The sequence below is a fragment of the Streptomyces sp. ASQP_92 genome (assembly GCF_025399895.1).
Taxonomy (GTDB): domain Bacteria; phylum Actinomycetota; class Actinomycetes; order Streptomycetales; family Streptomycetaceae; genus Streptomyces.
Map to the genome: position 1 here is coordinate 16,108 of NZ_JAODUA010000016.1, position 14,297 is coordinate 30,404.

Below are 14,297 nucleotides of genomic sequence, written 5' to 3' on the forward strand. Positions count from 1 at the left end.
GGCTGGTGATCACCACTTCCTGACGGCGCGTGTGATGGGCAGTCGGGTCTTCGCGTGCACGGTCATGGATTCGCCGCTGGCAAAACGCAACTGCCTTGCCCGGTAAGGGAGGTCGGACAGGTTCGTGACCTCGAAGGCCATGCCGCCGATCGTGATGACGTCGTGGACCTGGATCGTGCGAGCCGTGGCCTCCACAGGGATCACGGTCGGCCCGTATCGGTACGTCATAGGGCCACCCCCTGCCGCAGGGCCTTGGTGTGGGGGTGGCAGGAGCAGGTGCACGGTTCGCAGGTGACCCCGGGGGGAATGTCCTTCAGCTCCGCCTCGCGACACTCGGGGTCCGTGCCGACGTGGCAGACGAGGGACCGGGAGGGCGTGGGGACGCTGAGAATCTCCCTGGTCATCGGGCCCCCTCCGTCATGTAAGGGCGCGGGCAGCCCTGCGACATCCAGCGTTTGGGCGCCCTTCGCTGAGCGGCGTGTTCCTCCGCGGTGAGCAGGTACGGGCGGATGAGGGCCACCTCCTCACCGCGGATGGTGTCTACGGGCCAGGACCGTCGGCGCGTCACCGCGGGCCAGTCCGGAGGTGCCGGTAACTCCGTGACCGGCACCTTCACCGGGTGCCGCTCACGAAGGAAAACGCAGGTGAGCCGCTGTCTGGCCCACGCGGTAGTGCTGCGGATACGGTTGAACACGCTGCAGCTCCCAAAAGCTGATAGCCGTGCCCCCGGACGCCTCTACGTCGCGGGGGTTTTCTTCTGTAATGCGGCCCGTGCCGTGCGCCCGTTCGCGCCGCTGTCGAGCCCCCACTCGTCGGCAGTCCCCAGCAACCCGAAGAGCTCATGCCAGCTCGCCGAGGAGGGCAGGTCCGGCACGTCCACCTCTATGGCGATGCGGTCGGCCTGGTCCTGGAGGCGCGGGGTGAATCCAGCAGCCGTCAGACGCGCCACGAGCTCGTGCGCGCGTGCCTCGGTCGAGCACAAGGCGTTCCTCCGTCGCCACTGGCACTCCGTCGAGCTAGTCGTCTCAGATCAAGCTAGACGACTAGCTTTCACCTAGCGGTCTAGCTTAGAGATAGTCGGCTAGATTTGCCATATGCGCGAGCAGCCGTCTTATCTCCGCATCGCTGACGTACTTCGTCAGCGCATCGCGGACCAGGAATGGTCACCAGGTGATCAATTGCCGTCGCGTGCGGACCTCGCGCGCGAGTGCGGGGTGAGTGACGCGGTCATCCGGCGCGCACAGGAGGCCCTCATCTCGCAGGGCGTCTTGGAGGGGCGAGCCGGCTCGGGTACTTACGTTGCCGAGCCGCGCCAGCGACTGCTCATGGTCCGAGCACGGGAGCACGGGCGGGGCGACTCATCGTTCCGCACGGACATGGCCGCGCTCGGCAAGAAGGCGACGTGGGAATCCCGAAGTGATGCGATGGTGCCCGCGCCCGCACACATCGCGGAGCGGCTCGGTATCCCTGAGGGCGACTACTGCGTACGCACCTCGTACGAGTTCCTGGCCGACGGCCGGCCCTCTCATGTGCTGACCAGTTGGGAGCCGTACAGCATCACCGGCGGCACGCTCGTGGTCATGCCGGATGGCGGCCCGCTGGCGGGCAAAGGGGTGCCGCGCCGGATGGCTGAGATCGGCATCAAGGTCAGTCGTGTGGTTGAGCGTCCTGCTCCAGGACATGCGAATGCCGAGGAGGCGGACCTCCTCGGCATTCAGCGCGGCGCGCTGGTCACTCGTATCCAGCGGACGTACTACAGCGACGACGGGCGGGCGATCGAGACGGCTGACATCGTCGTGCCCGAGTCCCTGTGTGTGATCGAGTACGAGTTTCCGGTCAGTTCGAGCTGATCGGGTAGCGCCACTGGAAGTGGTCCAGCGCCCGTGCCCGTGCTTCGACGACCGCCATCCGTGCGTCGCGCTCGGGCGCGTTGGTGTGCGCGGACTGGCCCGTGGCCTGGCCCTCCCACTTGCGGTAGAGGAGCCCCACCTCGGAGGAGAACCATCCGCGCGCCACGGCGTTCAGGGCGAGCAGGAGGCCGGTGTCCTCCGAGGCCGGCAGCGCCATCCATCCCCCCAGGGCGACGAGCAGGTCACGGCGGATGAAGAGCGTCGCGGGGTGGACCTGCGCGCGGTAGTCGTGCGTGGCCCAGTAGTCGAGGACGGCCTTGCGCTCGATCGCGCCGGGTTCCGGGTCACCCGGGAAGCCGGCGGTCGTCCCGTCGGGAAGCAGATCGAGGACGCGGGAAGTTGCCCAGCCGATCGACGAGTCGGCTTCGAGGGCCGCGAGGTCGCGTGCCAGCGCGCCCGGAGGAAGTTGATCGTCGGCGTCCAGGACCTTCACGTATTCGCCGTCGGCGTGCGCCAACGCAATGGTGCGCGCGACGCCAGGGCCGCCACGGCGCCCCTGCCTGAAGGACACGCGGTCATCGGTCGGCACGTGAGGAGCGACATCGTCGCTCGTGCCGTCCTGCTGGATCAGCCAATGCCACTCCCAGCCGTCAGGGAGCTCCTGGTCGCAGAGGGACTTGAAGGCCTCCGGAAGGAAGTGGGCGGAAGGCCCATGGACGGCCGTGACGATGATGATGCGCCGGGTCACGGCTCACCACCTTTCCAAGTGAGTCGTGAACAGCATTTCCGTACGGTCGCCGGGCAGCGTGAGGTCAGACATCTCGGCCACCCGGCCTTCGGTGTCGTACGACGTTTTCCGCAGGACCAGCACCGAGGTGCCCGGAGGAAGGTCCAGCTCCTCCGCTTCCTCCGCCTTCGGCGGCCGGGCGGTCACTCGCTCTTCCACGCGGTCGATCTCGATGCCCACGGTGTAGAGCTGGTTCCAAGTACCGCCGGGCCACGGCTCTTTGGTCTCGTCGAGTAGGTCGGGGTTACTCGCGACGCGCTCGCGGACCAGGTACGAGGTGACCAGGTTGAACGGGGCCCGCTCGGCGCTGTACCGCGTGCGATAGGTGCGCTCCACCAGGGCGGTGCCCTCGGGGACACCCATGGCGGCCGCGATCTCCTCAGGTGCTTCGATCTCGCGGTAAGAGGCGTGGAAGACCAGATCGTTGACGCCCAGCCCGGTGTCGTGCTCAGTGGCCCCGGTGCCGGACCGTTCCTCCTCGGACTGGCGAGCGCGGTCCTTCTCCCACTGGTGCCGGCTGTTGTTCCGCTGGACGAGCGTGCGCGGACGGCGCACGAAGCTGCCACGGCCGTGCTGCTTCTCGATGAGTCCCTCGACCTGCAACACGCGGAGCGCTTCCCGGACTGTCACATGGCTTCGGCCGAAGCGCTCCACGAGCGCGGATTCCGGGGGCAGTTGGTCGCCAGGCTTGAGCTGACCTGCGCGGATAGACGTGCGGAGCTCGTCCGCGATCCGCTCGTACGCCTTGGCCATCGCTGCTCACCGTTCCGTTGATCCGACGCGCACAGCATACGACTCCTAAAGAGGTCTTGACGAGTGGAGGAGTCGTACGCCATAGTCTTGGCAACTCCTAAAGAGGACTAGAGGACTCGTTGTCTTTAGGAGTTGCCTCGCCCGGAGGAAAGCCCGCAGGGGTGAGTACGAAGGCCGCGTCCGCTACTTGAGAACTCCACAGTGGTCCGAATGAACGAGTGCTTTTGATCCCCGGCGTTGCCGCCCTCGGACGGCGCCGCCGGGAGGTCATGACCACTCGTGAGTTGAGTGGTCTCCGTGGAACTACGCCGGTCGCGGCTCCTGCCCTCGGCGTTCCTGCCTCTACATCCCAAGGGGGACTCGATGCGTCTCGCCGTTGGTGACGTGGTCCGCGATCGCCGGGACCTGGTGATGGGCACCGTCATTGGTCTCGACAGCGGCAATAGCCGGCTCGTCGTGGTGCAGGTGCCGGGCCAGACCGTGCGGGTGCTCCCCGGACGAGATCTGGAGATCGTCCGGCGCTACACCCGGCCGCGGTCGACGAAGCACCGTGTGGTGGCGCTGGCCGTAGTCGTCGGGGCTCTCACCGCCGCCTACGTCGCAGCCCACTCAGTTCAACTGCTCGGTGGGAGTTGGCTGTTGATGGTCGCCGCCGCTCTCGGCACGTACACCGGGCTCGACACGGTTTACAGCCTGGGCGTTCGCCTGGCCGGCTCCCGGCGCACCCGCGTCTGAGCACTTCGCACCCTTCGGTCAGCGGCGGTGGCCGACGGGTCACATCAGCCCACCGCGCTGGCTCTCCCATCCCATCCAAGCCTTGGAGAGATCCATGCGTACGTACATTGGCCAGCAGGAAGCCGTCAGCGCTGACGAGTTCGAGGAGCTGGCCCTCGGAGTCGGCGACTACCAGGACTTCCGGGAACTGTTCCTCGGCCAGGCCGGTGAGTCCCCCGAGGAGCGGGCGGCGCGTGAGCAGGTGGCGCGTGAGGTTCTCGCGGAGCTCCTGGAAATGGGCATCGACGACGAAATCGACCGGGCGAACGCCGTCTACGCGGCACACCTCGCCTGCGTCTTCCCGCCGCGGAGCCGGGGTTCCCACCCTCGGCTGAACTGGATGCGGACGGCGGCATGAGCATCCCCCACTTTGCGGACAGCGTGGGTGGCACGGCCCCGTACCTCGCCGTGACAGCCGTTGCGGCGTGCTTGCTCGGGCTCGTCGTCCGCAAAAGGCGGCGAGTCCGAGGTCGGGCAACTCCCGCCGTCCGTGTGGCCGCGATTGCCGCCGTTGGTTGTACGGCGTATACGGCTGATACGAGCTGGCGATTCGCGGCGGACTACCTCGACATGGGAGGGACCGCCGAGCGCATCGCGATGTTCGCCGCCGCTGAGCTGGCCCTCTTCGCCAACTCGCTGTTGGCTCGGCAGAACCTCAGCGGACCGAACGGCACGCCTGGCGCGCCTGGCGTTCTGGTCTGGGTAATCACTGGTGTCCAGGTGATTCCGGCGTATGCCGAGTCGGGCGTCGTCGGCGGTACGGTGCGTGCTTTCGTCGGGCCGGTCATGGCCGCGATGCTCTGGCATCTCGCCATGGGGATCGATCTCCGGCACCACAAGCCCGATGCTGCGTCCCGCGGCTTGCTCGCGATGGTGGGCAGAGAGTTCCGCGAGCGGTTCCTCTCACGCCTCGGCCTCGCCGAGCGAGACAGAGACGCTGCTCAGATCACCCGCGACCGCGCCACTCTGCGTGCTGTGGAGCTCGCGGCCCGGCTCGCTGAGATGACCCCCAAGCAGCGGGGCCGACGGAGGGGGCAGCGAGTCAATCGGCGCCTTTCCAAGGCCGTTGCTCGCGCCTCGGCCGGCATGAATCGTGAGCAGCGGCGGAAGCTGCTCGACATGCTCGCGGCGCGTCGGCACGCTTCGAGCCTGGCGACCGTCGACCTTCCGTCGCCGTGGGACGAACACCGCCCGGACGCCGCGGCGTCCGCCCTGGCTGTCCAGGCACGGGAGCAGATGCGGCGGGCTGCTGCCGACATCAGAGGCAGGGCGCGCCCGCATTTGCTCTTCGCGGACGTCTTGCCAGGTCACAGGGTGGACGGCGGGGAGCGTTCACCCGAACACCCTTGGCCGCATTCGCAGGATCTCGCTGTCGGCAACGCGGTGCCGACAGAGCCCGAGAAGCTCGGCAAGGACGAGGCCCGCACCGCCATCGAGGAGGGGTGGGCCGAAGGCCTCAGCGTCCGGGAGACGGCAGCGAAGGCCACCCGCGCTCCGAGCTACGTCCACGAGGTGTTCATCAGGCTCGACAAGGACCGTGGCCCTCGGCCGGTCCCCAGTCGACTCGCTTCCGTGAACGGACATGCGGCGTCCGAGAGCGCCGACTCTGCCGCGCACTGAGCGGTCCTGCAAGATCCACAGATTTCCTTCGCCGGTGCCCGGCCGCTGCTTTGGCGGGTAGGGCTGGGCACCGGCTTTCCCTCCAGCAGTGCGGAAGGAAGTGCCAGTGAAACACGAGGACTCCAACGATCCCGAGCGGGAGCTCTTCGACCGCTTGGAAAGGGAGATGGACCCTGAGAGCGCCGAGCCTGAAGTCCAGGCCAAGGCGGATCCCGAGGCGGGCGGCGGGTCGGTCTTCGACTTCGTCAAGCGCCGGCGGAACGGCAGCAAGGACGAGCCGGACACGTCCGACCCGACGAACGAGACCGACCCGGACGACATCGTCATGGTTGACCTTCCCGGCGGACCGAGCGGGCCTGGTCTGCTTGACCGGGTGTTCGGAGCGAAGAGGCGCGCGGTCGTTCCCGAATGGGCGCGATCGTGGAACGAGTTCAAGAAGGCGGGTCGGGGGGTCGTCGAATACGGATGGCATGTAGCCGCGTACCACGCGGTGCGAACCCCTTGGTACACGGCGCGGCTTCTCTGGCAGGCTCCCCGCGGAGTCGCCCGGTTCATCGGCGACACGATGGCGTGGACGGTAGACAGGGAGGGGGAACCCCTCCGCCAGGTCGCCGCCTCGAAGGCGGATATCGAGAGCTACCTGAAGTTGTCACGGCAGCGGGACCGGCGGGTCCGCTGGCGGACCGTCGTCAGCATCGGCGGCATGGTCGTGGGCCTGAGCACGTCGCTCTCGCTGTTCGTGCTGGCCCCCAACTGGCTTCTGCTGCTCGTCGGTTCGGTCACGACGCTGGCGATGGGACGTCTGGGGCAAGCCGCCGACGATCCCGTTATCCACAGGGCTGTGGAGATCCCGAAGGCCACCAAGCTCACCAGCGACATCGTGCTTCGGGCCCTCGGAGCGCTGGGGATTCCGGCCATCAACCAAGCACAGACCAAGGGCGGACCCGGCTTCTTCTTCACTTCCCCGATCACGCGGGACGGTCCCGGTTGGCTCGCCGAGGGCGACCTTCCGTACGGGGTCACCGTGACGGACGTGATCGAGCGCCGGGACCGCTTGGCTTCTGGTCTGCGTCGCCCCCTGGGGTGCGTGTGGCCCGAGCCCGTGCCGGACGAGCACACCGGCCGACTCAAGCTGTGGGTCGGCGATCAGGACATGTCGCAGTCCAAGCAGGAACCGTGGCCGCTGGAGAAGGGCGGGGGAGTCGACCTCTTCAAGGCCGTTAGCTGGGGAACTGACCAGCGTGGCCGCTGGGTTGGCGTCACGCTGATGTTCATCGCGGGCATCATCGGCGCCATTCCGCGTATGGGTAAGACCTTCCTCCTGCGGCTCCTGCTTCTGATCGCCGCCCTCGACGTCCGGGCGGAGCTCCACACGTACGACCTGAAGGGAACCGGTGACCTGGACGCGGTCGGCGACCGCGTCTCCTACCGGCACCGCGCCGGCGAGGAAGACGCCGACATCGAGTACGCGATCGCGGACATGCGGGAGCTACAAGGGGAACTGCGGAGGCGGGCGAAGGTGATTCGGTCGCTGCCGCGCGACATCTGCCCGGAGTCGAAGGTCACGACGGAACTGGCCTCGAAACGATCGCTCGGCCTCCACCCGATCGTGGTGGGTGTCGACGAGTGCCAAGTCTGGTTCGAACACCCCAAGTACGGCGCCGAGTTCAAGGAAATCTGCACCGACCTGGTGAAGCGCGGCCCGGCCACCGGCATCGTGCTCCTGCTTGCTACGCAGCGACCGGACAAGGACGCCATCCCGACCGCGATCAGCGCCAACGCGTCGGCACGCTGGTGCCTGAAGGTCATGGGCCAGATCGAGAACGACATGGTCCTCGGGACCGGGTCCTACAAGCGCGGGGTGCGCGCGAACATGTTCGCCTGGGGTGACAAGGGCATCTGCTACTTCCTCGGTGAGGGCGCCGACGCTCGCATTGTCCGTTCGGCCTTCATCGACGCGGTCAAGGCCGATGTCATCGCCCTTCGAGCCCGTTCCCTGCGCGAGCGCGCAGGCGCCCTGGCCGGCCACTGCCTCGGTGAGCAGCCCGCGGCCGACCCGGGCACCACGTATGACCTACTCACCGACCTGCTCGCCGTGGTCCCGAGCGCCGAGTCGAAGGTCTGGTCCGAGTCCGTACTCACTCTCCTCGCGGACCTGCGGCCCGATGTCTACGGCCAGTGGACGGCGGAGCAGCTCGCGGCTGCGATCAAGCCGTATGGCATCCGCACGACTCAGGTGTGGGGCATCACGGAGGACGGCAAGGGAGCCAACCGGCGCGGAATCAAGCGCGCCGACCTCCTCAAGGCCGCTGCGGAGCGTGACGGAAAGAGCGAGGCCGCATAGCTCGCCCCGGTGCTAGACCTAGCGGCCACCCCCGCTAGGTCTAGCACCCCTGCTAGCGGCTTATCTGGCCCTTGACCTGCGGACTAGCCCCTAGCGGGGCCTCTCCGAGTACCCAGGTTCCCGCCCTGAAGGGGATTCTCATGCCTGCGTCGATCTCGTACCTGCCCCTCGCCCTGCTCATAGTCACCGGCTACGCGGCGTTGTGCGCCGCGAGCCCGTTCGGAACCTGCCGCAAGTGCAAGGGGTGGGGTTCCAAGGTCTCCACCTCCCGTTGGGCCGGCCGCCTCAAGCGCGGGCGCGAGTGCCGCCGCTGCCGTGGCTACGGCCAGCGCATCCGCATAGGCCGCCGCGTCTACAACGCCGTTTCCCGCCTTCGTCATGAAGGCACCCGCTGACACGGACGGAGCCTCAATGTCCTTCACGCTCAACGCGATCGTGCTCTTCGGCATCCTCCTCGCCATGCTCATCCGCTCCAAGGCGGTCGGCTTCGGGGCCGCGATCGTCTCAGTGCTCTTCGGCTTCTACCTGGCGCGCACACCAGCGGCCCCCCCGGTCGACTCGATCGTGGCCGCGCTCGCCAGCGCCATCCCCAGCCTCTGACCATCACCGAGAGGAACCCGCCCGTGTCGACTCCCTCTGCACCTGTCCCGCCGCGTATCTCCAAGATGGCGGCCGGTGAACTGCGCGACGCGCTCATGGCCATCGAGCTGGGCCACGGCCCGACCGCGGTTGCCGCCCTGATGGCCATCGACGAAGAGTCCTGGCAGGGCATCGAGAAGCGGCTCGCCGCACTCGTAGGTGACGACTTGCGGTCGTTGCTCCTCGCCGCCGTCACGCGCTCACCGCTGGTCTGACGATCCCCCGTGCGGCTCCAACTCCCGGGAGGTGGAGCCGCGCAGAGGACCGGAAAGCCCGGCCCGTGCGCCCCGGAGGCCGCCCCATGTCCACCCCGACGATCCCGTGGTTCCACAGCTTGACCCAGAGCGTGTCCGCCCTCGGTCTGGCGGCGCGCGAGTACGCGATGGCTGCTCAGTCGGCCCGCCTCGCCGCGTGGAGCGTCGACCGCGCCCGCCTTGCAACCGTGCCCGGCACCGTCAGCGTCCGAGGACGGCACTATCTGAGCCCGTACGACGATGCGGTGCGCCAGCTCAGTGATCTCCACACCGAGGTTGAGCGCCAGCTCCACGACCTCTACGAGAACGCAGCGTTGGCCTACGCATACGGCACCGCCGCCGCGGTGACCAGCGTCCTCGAAGGCCGCTGCCCCGCGCATGTCGAGCTTGGTCGCATCGACGGTCGGTATGTGATCCCCAAGGAGCCGTTGCCCCACTTCGACGGCCTGCTCGACGAATGGATCGGCGGCCCCTACCTCGGTGCGCTTCAGGAGGTCGTCGTCGAGCACGTACGAGCCAAGAAGGAGATTCGAGAGCGCGACTTCTTCGAGGATCTGGCGGACTGGGAGACCAGCGAGTTCGCCGAGACCTCGGAGTTTGCGAGGGGTCTCGCCGACAGCGCCCTGAGCTACGGCGAGCACATCGAGCGGGCCCTTCACTTCGTGCTCATGAGCGCGAAGAGGAACCCCACTGCGGCGGGTGGCGAGTGAGGGCGCAACGCCTCACCAGGGACCAGTACCGCCGCACGTGATCGGCCCGGAGCAGCGGCCGACGGGTCAACGAAGCCCGCTGCTCCGGTCACTCCCATCCCATCCAAGAAACAGGAGGTGCTACCAGAATGCACCACATCACCCCTGGCTCGCTGCCCCGCGCTGCTTTCGCAGCGGTAGAGCGAGGCTGGCAGGTCATCCCCTTGGTACCCGGCGGAAAGCGTCCGGCCATCCGCGCGTGGGAGCAGCGTGCGACCTCGGACGCCGAGCGCGTTGCCCGGTGCTGGTCGGCCGGCCGCTACAACGTCGGCATCGCCGCTGGACCTTCCGCTCTCGTCGTCGTCGATCTGGATGTGCCCAAGCACGACGTGGACATCCCGCCCGCCGGCGCCCCCTCCTCGGTGAAGACCGGCGCCGACATGTTGGCATTGCTCGCCGAGCAGCTCGGCGAGCCCTTCCCCGCCGACACGTATACGGTCCGTACGGCGAGCGGCGGTCTCCACCTCTACTTCGAGGCACCGTCGGAGATCAGGCTCCGCAATACCGCGGGCTCCCTCGGGTGGAAGGTCGACACCCGGGCGCACGGCGGATACGTCGTGGGAGCGGGCAGCGTGGTCGACGGCAGGGCCTACACCGTTGTGCGCGACATGGCCCCGGCACCGCTGCCGGAGTGGCTGACGAAGCGGCTCACGCCAGTACCGCTGCCGCCCCAGGTGCGCACGGTTGCCCCGCTGATCAAGGGCGGCAGGACCGACGCTTACCTGACGGCGGCTGTCACGGCGGAATCGCAGCGGGTCAAGCGTGCGCGGCCCGGAACGGGCACCGCGCCCGGCAACCGCAACGCTTCCCTCTACATCGCGTCGGTGGCCCTCGGGCAGCTCGTCGCTGGTGGCGAGTTGTCGGCAACAGAGGTGACAGGGCGGCTCGTTGACGCGGCCGTCAGCGTCGGCCTCACCGAGACCGAGGCGCGCGCCACCGTCGCCTCCGGCCTGCGTGCCGGAGCCAGGAAGCCGCGTGTCGTGGTGCGGAGGGCCGCATGAACCTCAACGTCCAGGACATCTACCTGGGCTGGACCGATCTGCCGCATGGTCCCGGCTGCGCGTTCTCCTCGTGGGCGGTCGACATCCGGGAGGACGAGCACTTCCGCTCCTCGTACGGTGGCGCCACCACCCGGCACACCTGCCCGGACGAGGACTGCGACCACGGCCGCTCCTATGCCCGTACGACCGTGCGCGTGGTCTGCCTCTCCTGCCACTGCGCCCACCTCATCAGCGGTGAGTCAATCAGTAGCCAGGCCGCCACCACGAAGGCGACCGGGTTCGGTGAGGCACCCCGCAAGGTGGCCGGCCTCTACCTGTGGCCGGGCGAGCCGTGGTTTGACGACGAGCCTCACGAGTTCCTGGTCACCCACGACAAGCCGAAACGCGTCCAGGCGTCCAACGTGATCGGCTCGATTCACGAGGGGCGCGGGCCCCGGGGCGGCAAGCAGTTCTCCGCCACCGCGCTTCCGGCGACGAACGGTACATACGGGTACGGCAAGCTCCGCTGGTCACGCGCGGAGAAGGGCTTCACATCCCTCTACGCCGCCGCGAAGTGGATTGCCGCTCAGGCCCCCGAGAGCGATGAGGCGAAGTGAACGACGACCTGAGCAACCCGCCTCACCTTTACTCCGCATCCATCCCCGCGGAGCCTCAGCCTCTGCAACCCGCCCAGCAGCGCATCCGTACGGCCTGGACCGCCGACGAACTGATGGCCACCCAGTTCCCGGACCCCAAGTGGGCTGTTCCCGGACTCATTTCGGAAGGCGTCAATCTCCTCGCCGGTCCGCCGAAGGTCGGCAAGTCCTGGCTCTCTCTCGGCCTGGCCCTGTCGGTGGCGGCCGGTGGCACTGCCATGGACAGCGTGCCCGTCGAGGGCGGCCCGGTGCTTTACCTCGCTCTTGAGGACACCGCCCGCCGCCTCCAGACCCGAATGCGCAAGCTCCTCGGCACCGACCGCGCGCCTGCCTCGCTGACGCTGGCGACCTCCTGCCCGCCGCTTCCTCAAGGCGGCAACGAGGCCATCGCCCAGTGGTGCGAGCGCAACCCCGAGGCCCGCATGGTCGTGATCGATGTCTTCGCGAAGATGCGCGGGGCGTCCGCACCGGGCGCTTCGGCGTACGACGCGGATTACGCGGCCGTGGGTCACGCCAAGCGCATCGCGGATCACTACGGGATTGCCGTGGTCCTGGTCCACCACGTCCGCAAAGCCGCTTCGGACGACTTCCTCGCGGAGGTCTCCGGCACCAACGGCCTTGCGGGAGCCGCTGACGCAACGCTGGTGCTGAAGCGGTCCCGGGGCCAGGCCGACGGAGTCCTTCACGTAACCGGCCGCGACGTGGACGAAGCCGAGTACGCGCTCCGCTTCTACCCGGAGGCCGGCGCGTGGCAGCTCCTCGAAGGGCCCGCTGCCGACCACACAATCGGTGATACCCGGGTGGCGATCCTGCGCTATGTGCGGGAGCACCCCGAGGCCAAGCCGAAGCAGATCGCCGAGGGGACCGGACTTCAGTCCGATCTCGTACGGCAGACCTGCTCGCGCATGGTCAACGACGTCCAGCTCATCCGGAAGGCCGGGGGCTATGTCGTCCCTGGCGAGAACGGGGGACAGGCATGACGAGTCACAGCCGTCACAGTGTCACCGCAGTCACGCTGCCGCACCTCTTCCGCCCGGCGGAGGTCGCAACCGCCCTCGGCTGTTCCGAGTGGTGGCTGAAGGAACAGGCTCGCCAGAGCCGCATCCCGTTCACGCGGCTCGGTGGGGCATATCGCTTCACGGCGGATCATGTCGCGGAGATCATCCGGCTCTTCGAGGAGCGGCCGAACCGGCGCGTGAACGCTTCCGAGAACGTGGCGGTCCAGCGCCGGACCCGGTCCGTTCGCCCGGCCGAGCGGGCCACAATCCTCAAGGCCCGGCCGCCCCGGCGGGCTCTGACCACCCAGCAACTGACCATCGCCAGTTAGGACAGGGGGGCGCATGGGTTATGGGGAGAAGCGCGGCACTTACTTCCGGGGCCGCTACAAGATCGAGCCGGGTAAGTACGGAACGGTCTGTGACGCGCAAGGCCGGACGATCAAGTTCAAGACCAAGCGTGACGCCAAGAAGGCAGCGGACGCGGAAGAGCTGAAGGTAGAGGAGAAGGGGTGGAAGGATCCGGCGGTCGGGCTGGAGACCTTCGGTGAGTACGCGAGCCGTTGGTACGAGGCTCAGGAGCTCGCATCCACGACGATGCAGAACTATCGCCGTGACATCGAGGTGCATCTGCTGCCCGAGTTCGGGGACCGCCCGCTCAAGGCGATCAGCGCGACCGACGTAAGTGCCTGGGAGAAGAAGGAGAGAGCGGCCGGCTACGAAGCGGCCAGTATCCGGACGTATCGCTCGCGCCTCCACTTGGTCCTCGCGGACGCTGTGGAGGAAGGGCTGATCGACGCGAACCCCGCTGCCCGCCGCCGAGGCCGCGGCAAGCGAGCAGGCCGGTCCGCGGACCGGGATCCGGAGAAGGCGTTCACGTCGGCTCTGGGCATCTTGCTCGTGGCCGAGCGCCTGGCAGTGCTCTCCGGAAGGGACGACGAGTTCGTCGCCGGCATCCTCAAGGGCTACACGGGGATGCGGCTGGGCGAGCTCGTCGGTCTGGAGACTCGGTATGCGCGGACAGGCGCCGTACGGGTCGAGTGGCAGCTCGTGGAACTCGACACCGGGGAACTGGAGCGCTGCCCTCCGAAAGACGACAGCTATCGGACCATCGACATCCCGGAGTGGCTGTCGTCTCTGCTCTCAGGACACATCTCGCGGACCAGGCCCAAGCCGTGCGCCTGTCACGGCGAGACGTACGTCTTCAGCAGCTTCGGCACGGTCCGCCGCTGGGGCAGGGGCGGCGGTCCCACGGTGAAGGACGTCGCCAAACTCGCCGGCGTCAGTACGGGCACGGTGTCCAACGTCGTGCACCGGCCCGGGGCGGTCACGGAGGAGACCCGCCTGCGAGTGGTCGAGGCCATGACCCAGCTCGACTACTTCCGCGGCCGGACGCCCGAGGAGACTGCGGCGCACTGGCGGAGGAAGACGTTCGAGTCCCGCCTCTTTCATCCGGCGGCGACTGGTCTTTACGAGGCGGTGGGTACCCGCCCGAGGACCCCGGTCCCGATCATGGCCGGACTGTGGCCGGGCACCCTCGCCCAAGGGCGAGGCGCGGCGACCAGGGCGACGGCGTGTTGGGTGCCGATCGCTCCGGGCCTCACGCCGCACGGCCTTCGGCATTCGCACCGCACGCACATGGAGGACTTGAGGACGGAGAAGGTCCTCATGGACGAGCGCATGGGGCACAAGGACGGTTCCATCTCCGCTCGGTACGCCCACGTGACGGACGAGATGCGTCAGCGTTTGCTCGCGGGCCTGACTCGGAGCTGGCTCGCAGCGCTCGACGCGAGGTTGGCCATCAGTCCGCGCTCGTCCGTCGCCGTTCTCGACGAGCTGCTCAGCGAGCGGGCCGGACAGCTTTTCTCCCAGAATTCTCCCCGATGATCTATCGGG

The 14,297-nt window shown here is 68.1% G+C and carries 18 protein-coding genes; 14 read left to right on the forward strand and 4 right to left on the reverse strand.

Annotation, left to right across the window (positions count from 1 at the left end; translation table 11 throughout):
- Window positions 1-9: 9 nt before the first annotated feature.
- Both N4G70_RS27580 and N4G70_RS27585 read right to left on the reverse strand, forming a co-directional pair.
- Entirely contained in the window at window positions 10-228 is a 219-nt protein-coding gene (locus tag N4G70_RS27580) for a hypothetical protein (protein ID WP_261715439.1), read from the reverse strand.
- Window positions 229-736: 508 nt separating this feature from the next.
- On the reverse strand, window positions 737-982 hold the full coding sequence (locus tag N4G70_RS27585) for a hypothetical protein (RefSeq protein ID WP_261715440.1): 246 nt from the start codon (window positions 980-982) through the stop codon (window positions 737-739).
- A gap of 112 nt (window positions 983-1,094) precedes the next feature.
- On the opposite strand from N4G70_RS27585, the gene N4G70_RS27590 reads away from it, so the two are divergent.
- Window positions 1,095-1,850 (forward strand): GntR family transcriptional regulator, encoded by a 756-nt coding sequence (locus tag N4G70_RS27590; RefSeq protein ID WP_261715441.1) that lies wholly within the window; start codon window positions 1,095-1,097, stop codon window positions 1,848-1,850.
- Here N4G70_RS27590 and N4G70_RS27595 read toward each other — a convergent pair.
- Window positions 1,837-2,598: a glycosyltransferase family 2 protein gene (locus tag N4G70_RS27595; protein ID WP_261715442.1), complete on the reverse strand. Its 762-nt coding sequence runs from the start codon at window positions 2,596-2,598 to the stop codon at window positions 1,837-1,839. The two genes, N4G70_RS27590 and N4G70_RS27595, sit on opposite strands and share 14 nt — an antisense overlap.
- A gap of 3 nt (window positions 2,599-2,601) precedes the next feature.
- Window positions 2,602-3,390, reverse strand: coding sequence for a GntR family transcriptional regulator (locus tag N4G70_RS27600; RefSeq protein WP_261715443.1), 789 nt, complete (start codon window positions 3,388-3,390; stop codon window positions 2,602-2,604).
- A 363-nt stretch (window positions 3,391-3,753) separates the two neighbouring features.
- Here N4G70_RS27600 and N4G70_RS27605 point away from each other — a divergent pair, with 363 nt between their 5' ends.
- From N4G70_RS27605 to N4G70_RS27665, 13 genes are all read left to right on the forward strand, one after another.
- Complete coding sequence (locus tag N4G70_RS27605; protein WP_261715444.1) at window positions 3,754-4,125, forward strand: hypothetical protein; 372 nt, start codon at window positions 3,754-3,756, stop codon at window positions 4,123-4,125.
- 94 nt (window positions 4,126-4,219) lie between these two features.
- Window positions 4,220-4,522, forward strand: a complete 303-nt coding sequence (locus N4G70_RS27610) for a hypothetical protein (protein WP_261715445.1) — start codon at window positions 4,220-4,222, stop codon at window positions 4,520-4,522.
- Between the two features lie 134 nt (window positions 4,523-4,656).
- The gene (locus N4G70_RS37205) at window positions 4,657-5,784 is read left to right on the forward strand and encodes a hypothetical protein (protein WP_399037067.1); all 1,128 of its coding nucleotides are present in this window, start codon (window positions 4,657-4,659) and stop codon (window positions 5,782-5,784) included.
- Window positions 5,785-5,950: 166 nt separating this feature from the next.
- Entirely contained in the window at window positions 5,951-8,128 is a 2,178-nt protein-coding gene (locus tag N4G70_RS27620) for a cell division protein FtsK (RefSeq protein ID WP_261715576.1), read from the forward strand.
- Between the two features lie 140 nt (window positions 8,129-8,268).
- Complete coding sequence (locus tag N4G70_RS27625; protein WP_261715446.1) at window positions 8,269-8,523, forward strand: hypothetical protein; 255 nt, start codon at window positions 8,269-8,271, stop codon at window positions 8,521-8,523.
- A gap of 16 nt (window positions 8,524-8,539) precedes the next feature.
- Window positions 8,540-8,728 carry a DUF677 domain-containing protein gene (locus N4G70_RS27630; protein WP_261715447.1) on the forward strand — a complete coding sequence of 63 codons (189 nt, stop codon included), beginning with the start codon at window positions 8,540-8,542 and terminating at the stop codon, window positions 8,726-8,728.
- Window positions 8,729-8,751: 23 nt separating this feature from the next.
- The gene (locus tag N4G70_RS27635) at window positions 8,752-8,982 is read left to right on the forward strand and encodes a hypothetical protein (protein WP_261715448.1); all 231 of its coding nucleotides are present in this window, start codon (window positions 8,752-8,754) and stop codon (window positions 8,980-8,982) included.
- A gap of 86 nt (window positions 8,983-9,068) precedes the next feature.
- On the forward strand, window positions 9,069-9,731 hold the full coding sequence (locus tag N4G70_RS27640; protein WP_261715449.1) for a hypothetical protein: 663 nt from the start codon (window positions 9,069-9,071) through the stop codon (window positions 9,729-9,731).
- A gap of 128 nt (window positions 9,732-9,859) precedes the next feature.
- Window positions 9,860-10,771, forward strand: coding sequence for a bifunctional DNA primase/polymerase (locus N4G70_RS27645; RefSeq protein WP_261715450.1), 912 nt, complete (start codon window positions 9,860-9,862; stop codon window positions 10,769-10,771).
- Window positions 10,768-11,367 carry a hypothetical protein gene (locus N4G70_RS27650; RefSeq protein ID WP_261715451.1) on the forward strand — a complete coding sequence of 200 codons (600 nt, stop codon included), beginning with the start codon at window positions 10,768-10,770 and terminating at the stop codon, window positions 11,365-11,367. The genes N4G70_RS27645 and N4G70_RS27650 overlap by 4 nt, the downstream gene beginning before the upstream one ends.
- Window positions 11,364-12,386 (forward strand): AAA family ATPase, encoded by a 1,023-nt coding sequence (locus N4G70_RS27655; protein WP_261715452.1) that lies wholly within the window; start codon window positions 11,364-11,366, stop codon window positions 12,384-12,386. Before N4G70_RS27650 ends, N4G70_RS27655 begins: the two co-directional genes overlap by 4 nt.
- A complete protein-coding gene (locus N4G70_RS27660; protein ID WP_261715453.1) occupies window positions 12,383-12,733 on the forward strand; it encodes a helix-turn-helix domain-containing protein in 351 nt (116 codons plus the stop codon). The genes N4G70_RS27655 and N4G70_RS27660 overlap by 4 nt, the downstream gene beginning before the upstream one ends.
- A gap of 13 nt (window positions 12,734-12,746) precedes the next feature.
- Window positions 12,747-14,288 (forward strand): LacI family DNA-binding transcriptional regulator, encoded by a 1,542-nt coding sequence (locus N4G70_RS27665; protein ID WP_261715454.1) that lies wholly within the window; start codon window positions 12,747-12,749, stop codon window positions 14,286-14,288.
- The last annotated feature ends 9 nt before the right edge of the window (window positions 14,289-14,297 follow it).

What these genes read in the sequence shown, in the direction of transcription:
- N4G70_RS27580 (WP_261715439.1), bottom strand. Translation starts at nt 228, where the DNA reads ATGACGTACCGATACGGGCCGACCGTGATCCCTGTGGAGGCCACGGCT.
- N4G70_RS27590 (WP_261715441.1), top strand. Translation starts at nt 1,095, where the DNA reads ATGCGCGAGCAGCCGTCTTATCTCCGCATCGCTGACGTACTTCGTCAG.
- N4G70_RS27600 (WP_261715443.1), bottom strand. Translation starts at nt 3,390, where the DNA reads ATGGCCAAGGCGTACGAGCGGATCGCGGACGAGCTCCGCACGTCTATC.
- N4G70_RS27605 (WP_261715444.1), top strand. Translation starts at nt 3,754, where the DNA reads ATGCGTCTCGCCGTTGGTGACGTGGTCCGCGATCGCCGGGACCTGGTG.
- N4G70_RS27610 (WP_261715445.1), top strand. Translation starts at nt 4,220, where the DNA reads ATGCGTACGTACATTGGCCAGCAGGAAGCCGTCAGCGCTGACGAGTTC.
- N4G70_RS27620 (WP_261715576.1), top strand. Translation starts at nt 5,951, where the DNA reads ATGGACCCTGAGAGCGCCGAGCCTGAAGTCCAGGCCAAGGCGGATCCC.
- N4G70_RS27625 (WP_261715446.1), top strand. Translation starts at nt 8,269, where the DNA reads ATGCCTGCGTCGATCTCGTACCTGCCCCTCGCCCTGCTCATAGTCACC.
- N4G70_RS27630 (WP_261715447.1), top strand. Translation starts at nt 8,540, where the DNA reads ATGTCCTTCACGCTCAACGCGATCGTGCTCTTCGGCATCCTCCTCGCC.
- N4G70_RS27640 (WP_261715449.1), top strand. Translation starts at nt 9,069, where the DNA reads ATGTCCACCCCGACGATCCCGTGGTTCCACAGCTTGACCCAGAGCGTG.
- N4G70_RS27645 (WP_261715450.1), top strand. Translation starts at nt 9,860, where the DNA reads ATGCACCACATCACCCCTGGCTCGCTGCCCCGCGCTGCTTTCGCAGCG.
- N4G70_RS27650 (WP_261715451.1), top strand. Translation starts at nt 10,768, where the DNA reads ATGAACCTCAACGTCCAGGACATCTACCTGGGCTGGACCGATCTGCCG.
- N4G70_RS27660 (WP_261715453.1), top strand. Translation starts at nt 12,383, where the DNA reads ATGACGAGTCACAGCCGTCACAGTGTCACCGCAGTCACGCTGCCGCAC.
- N4G70_RS27665 (WP_261715454.1), top strand. Translation starts at nt 12,747, where the DNA reads ATGGGTTATGGGGAGAAGCGCGGCACTTACTTCCGGGGCCGCTACAAG.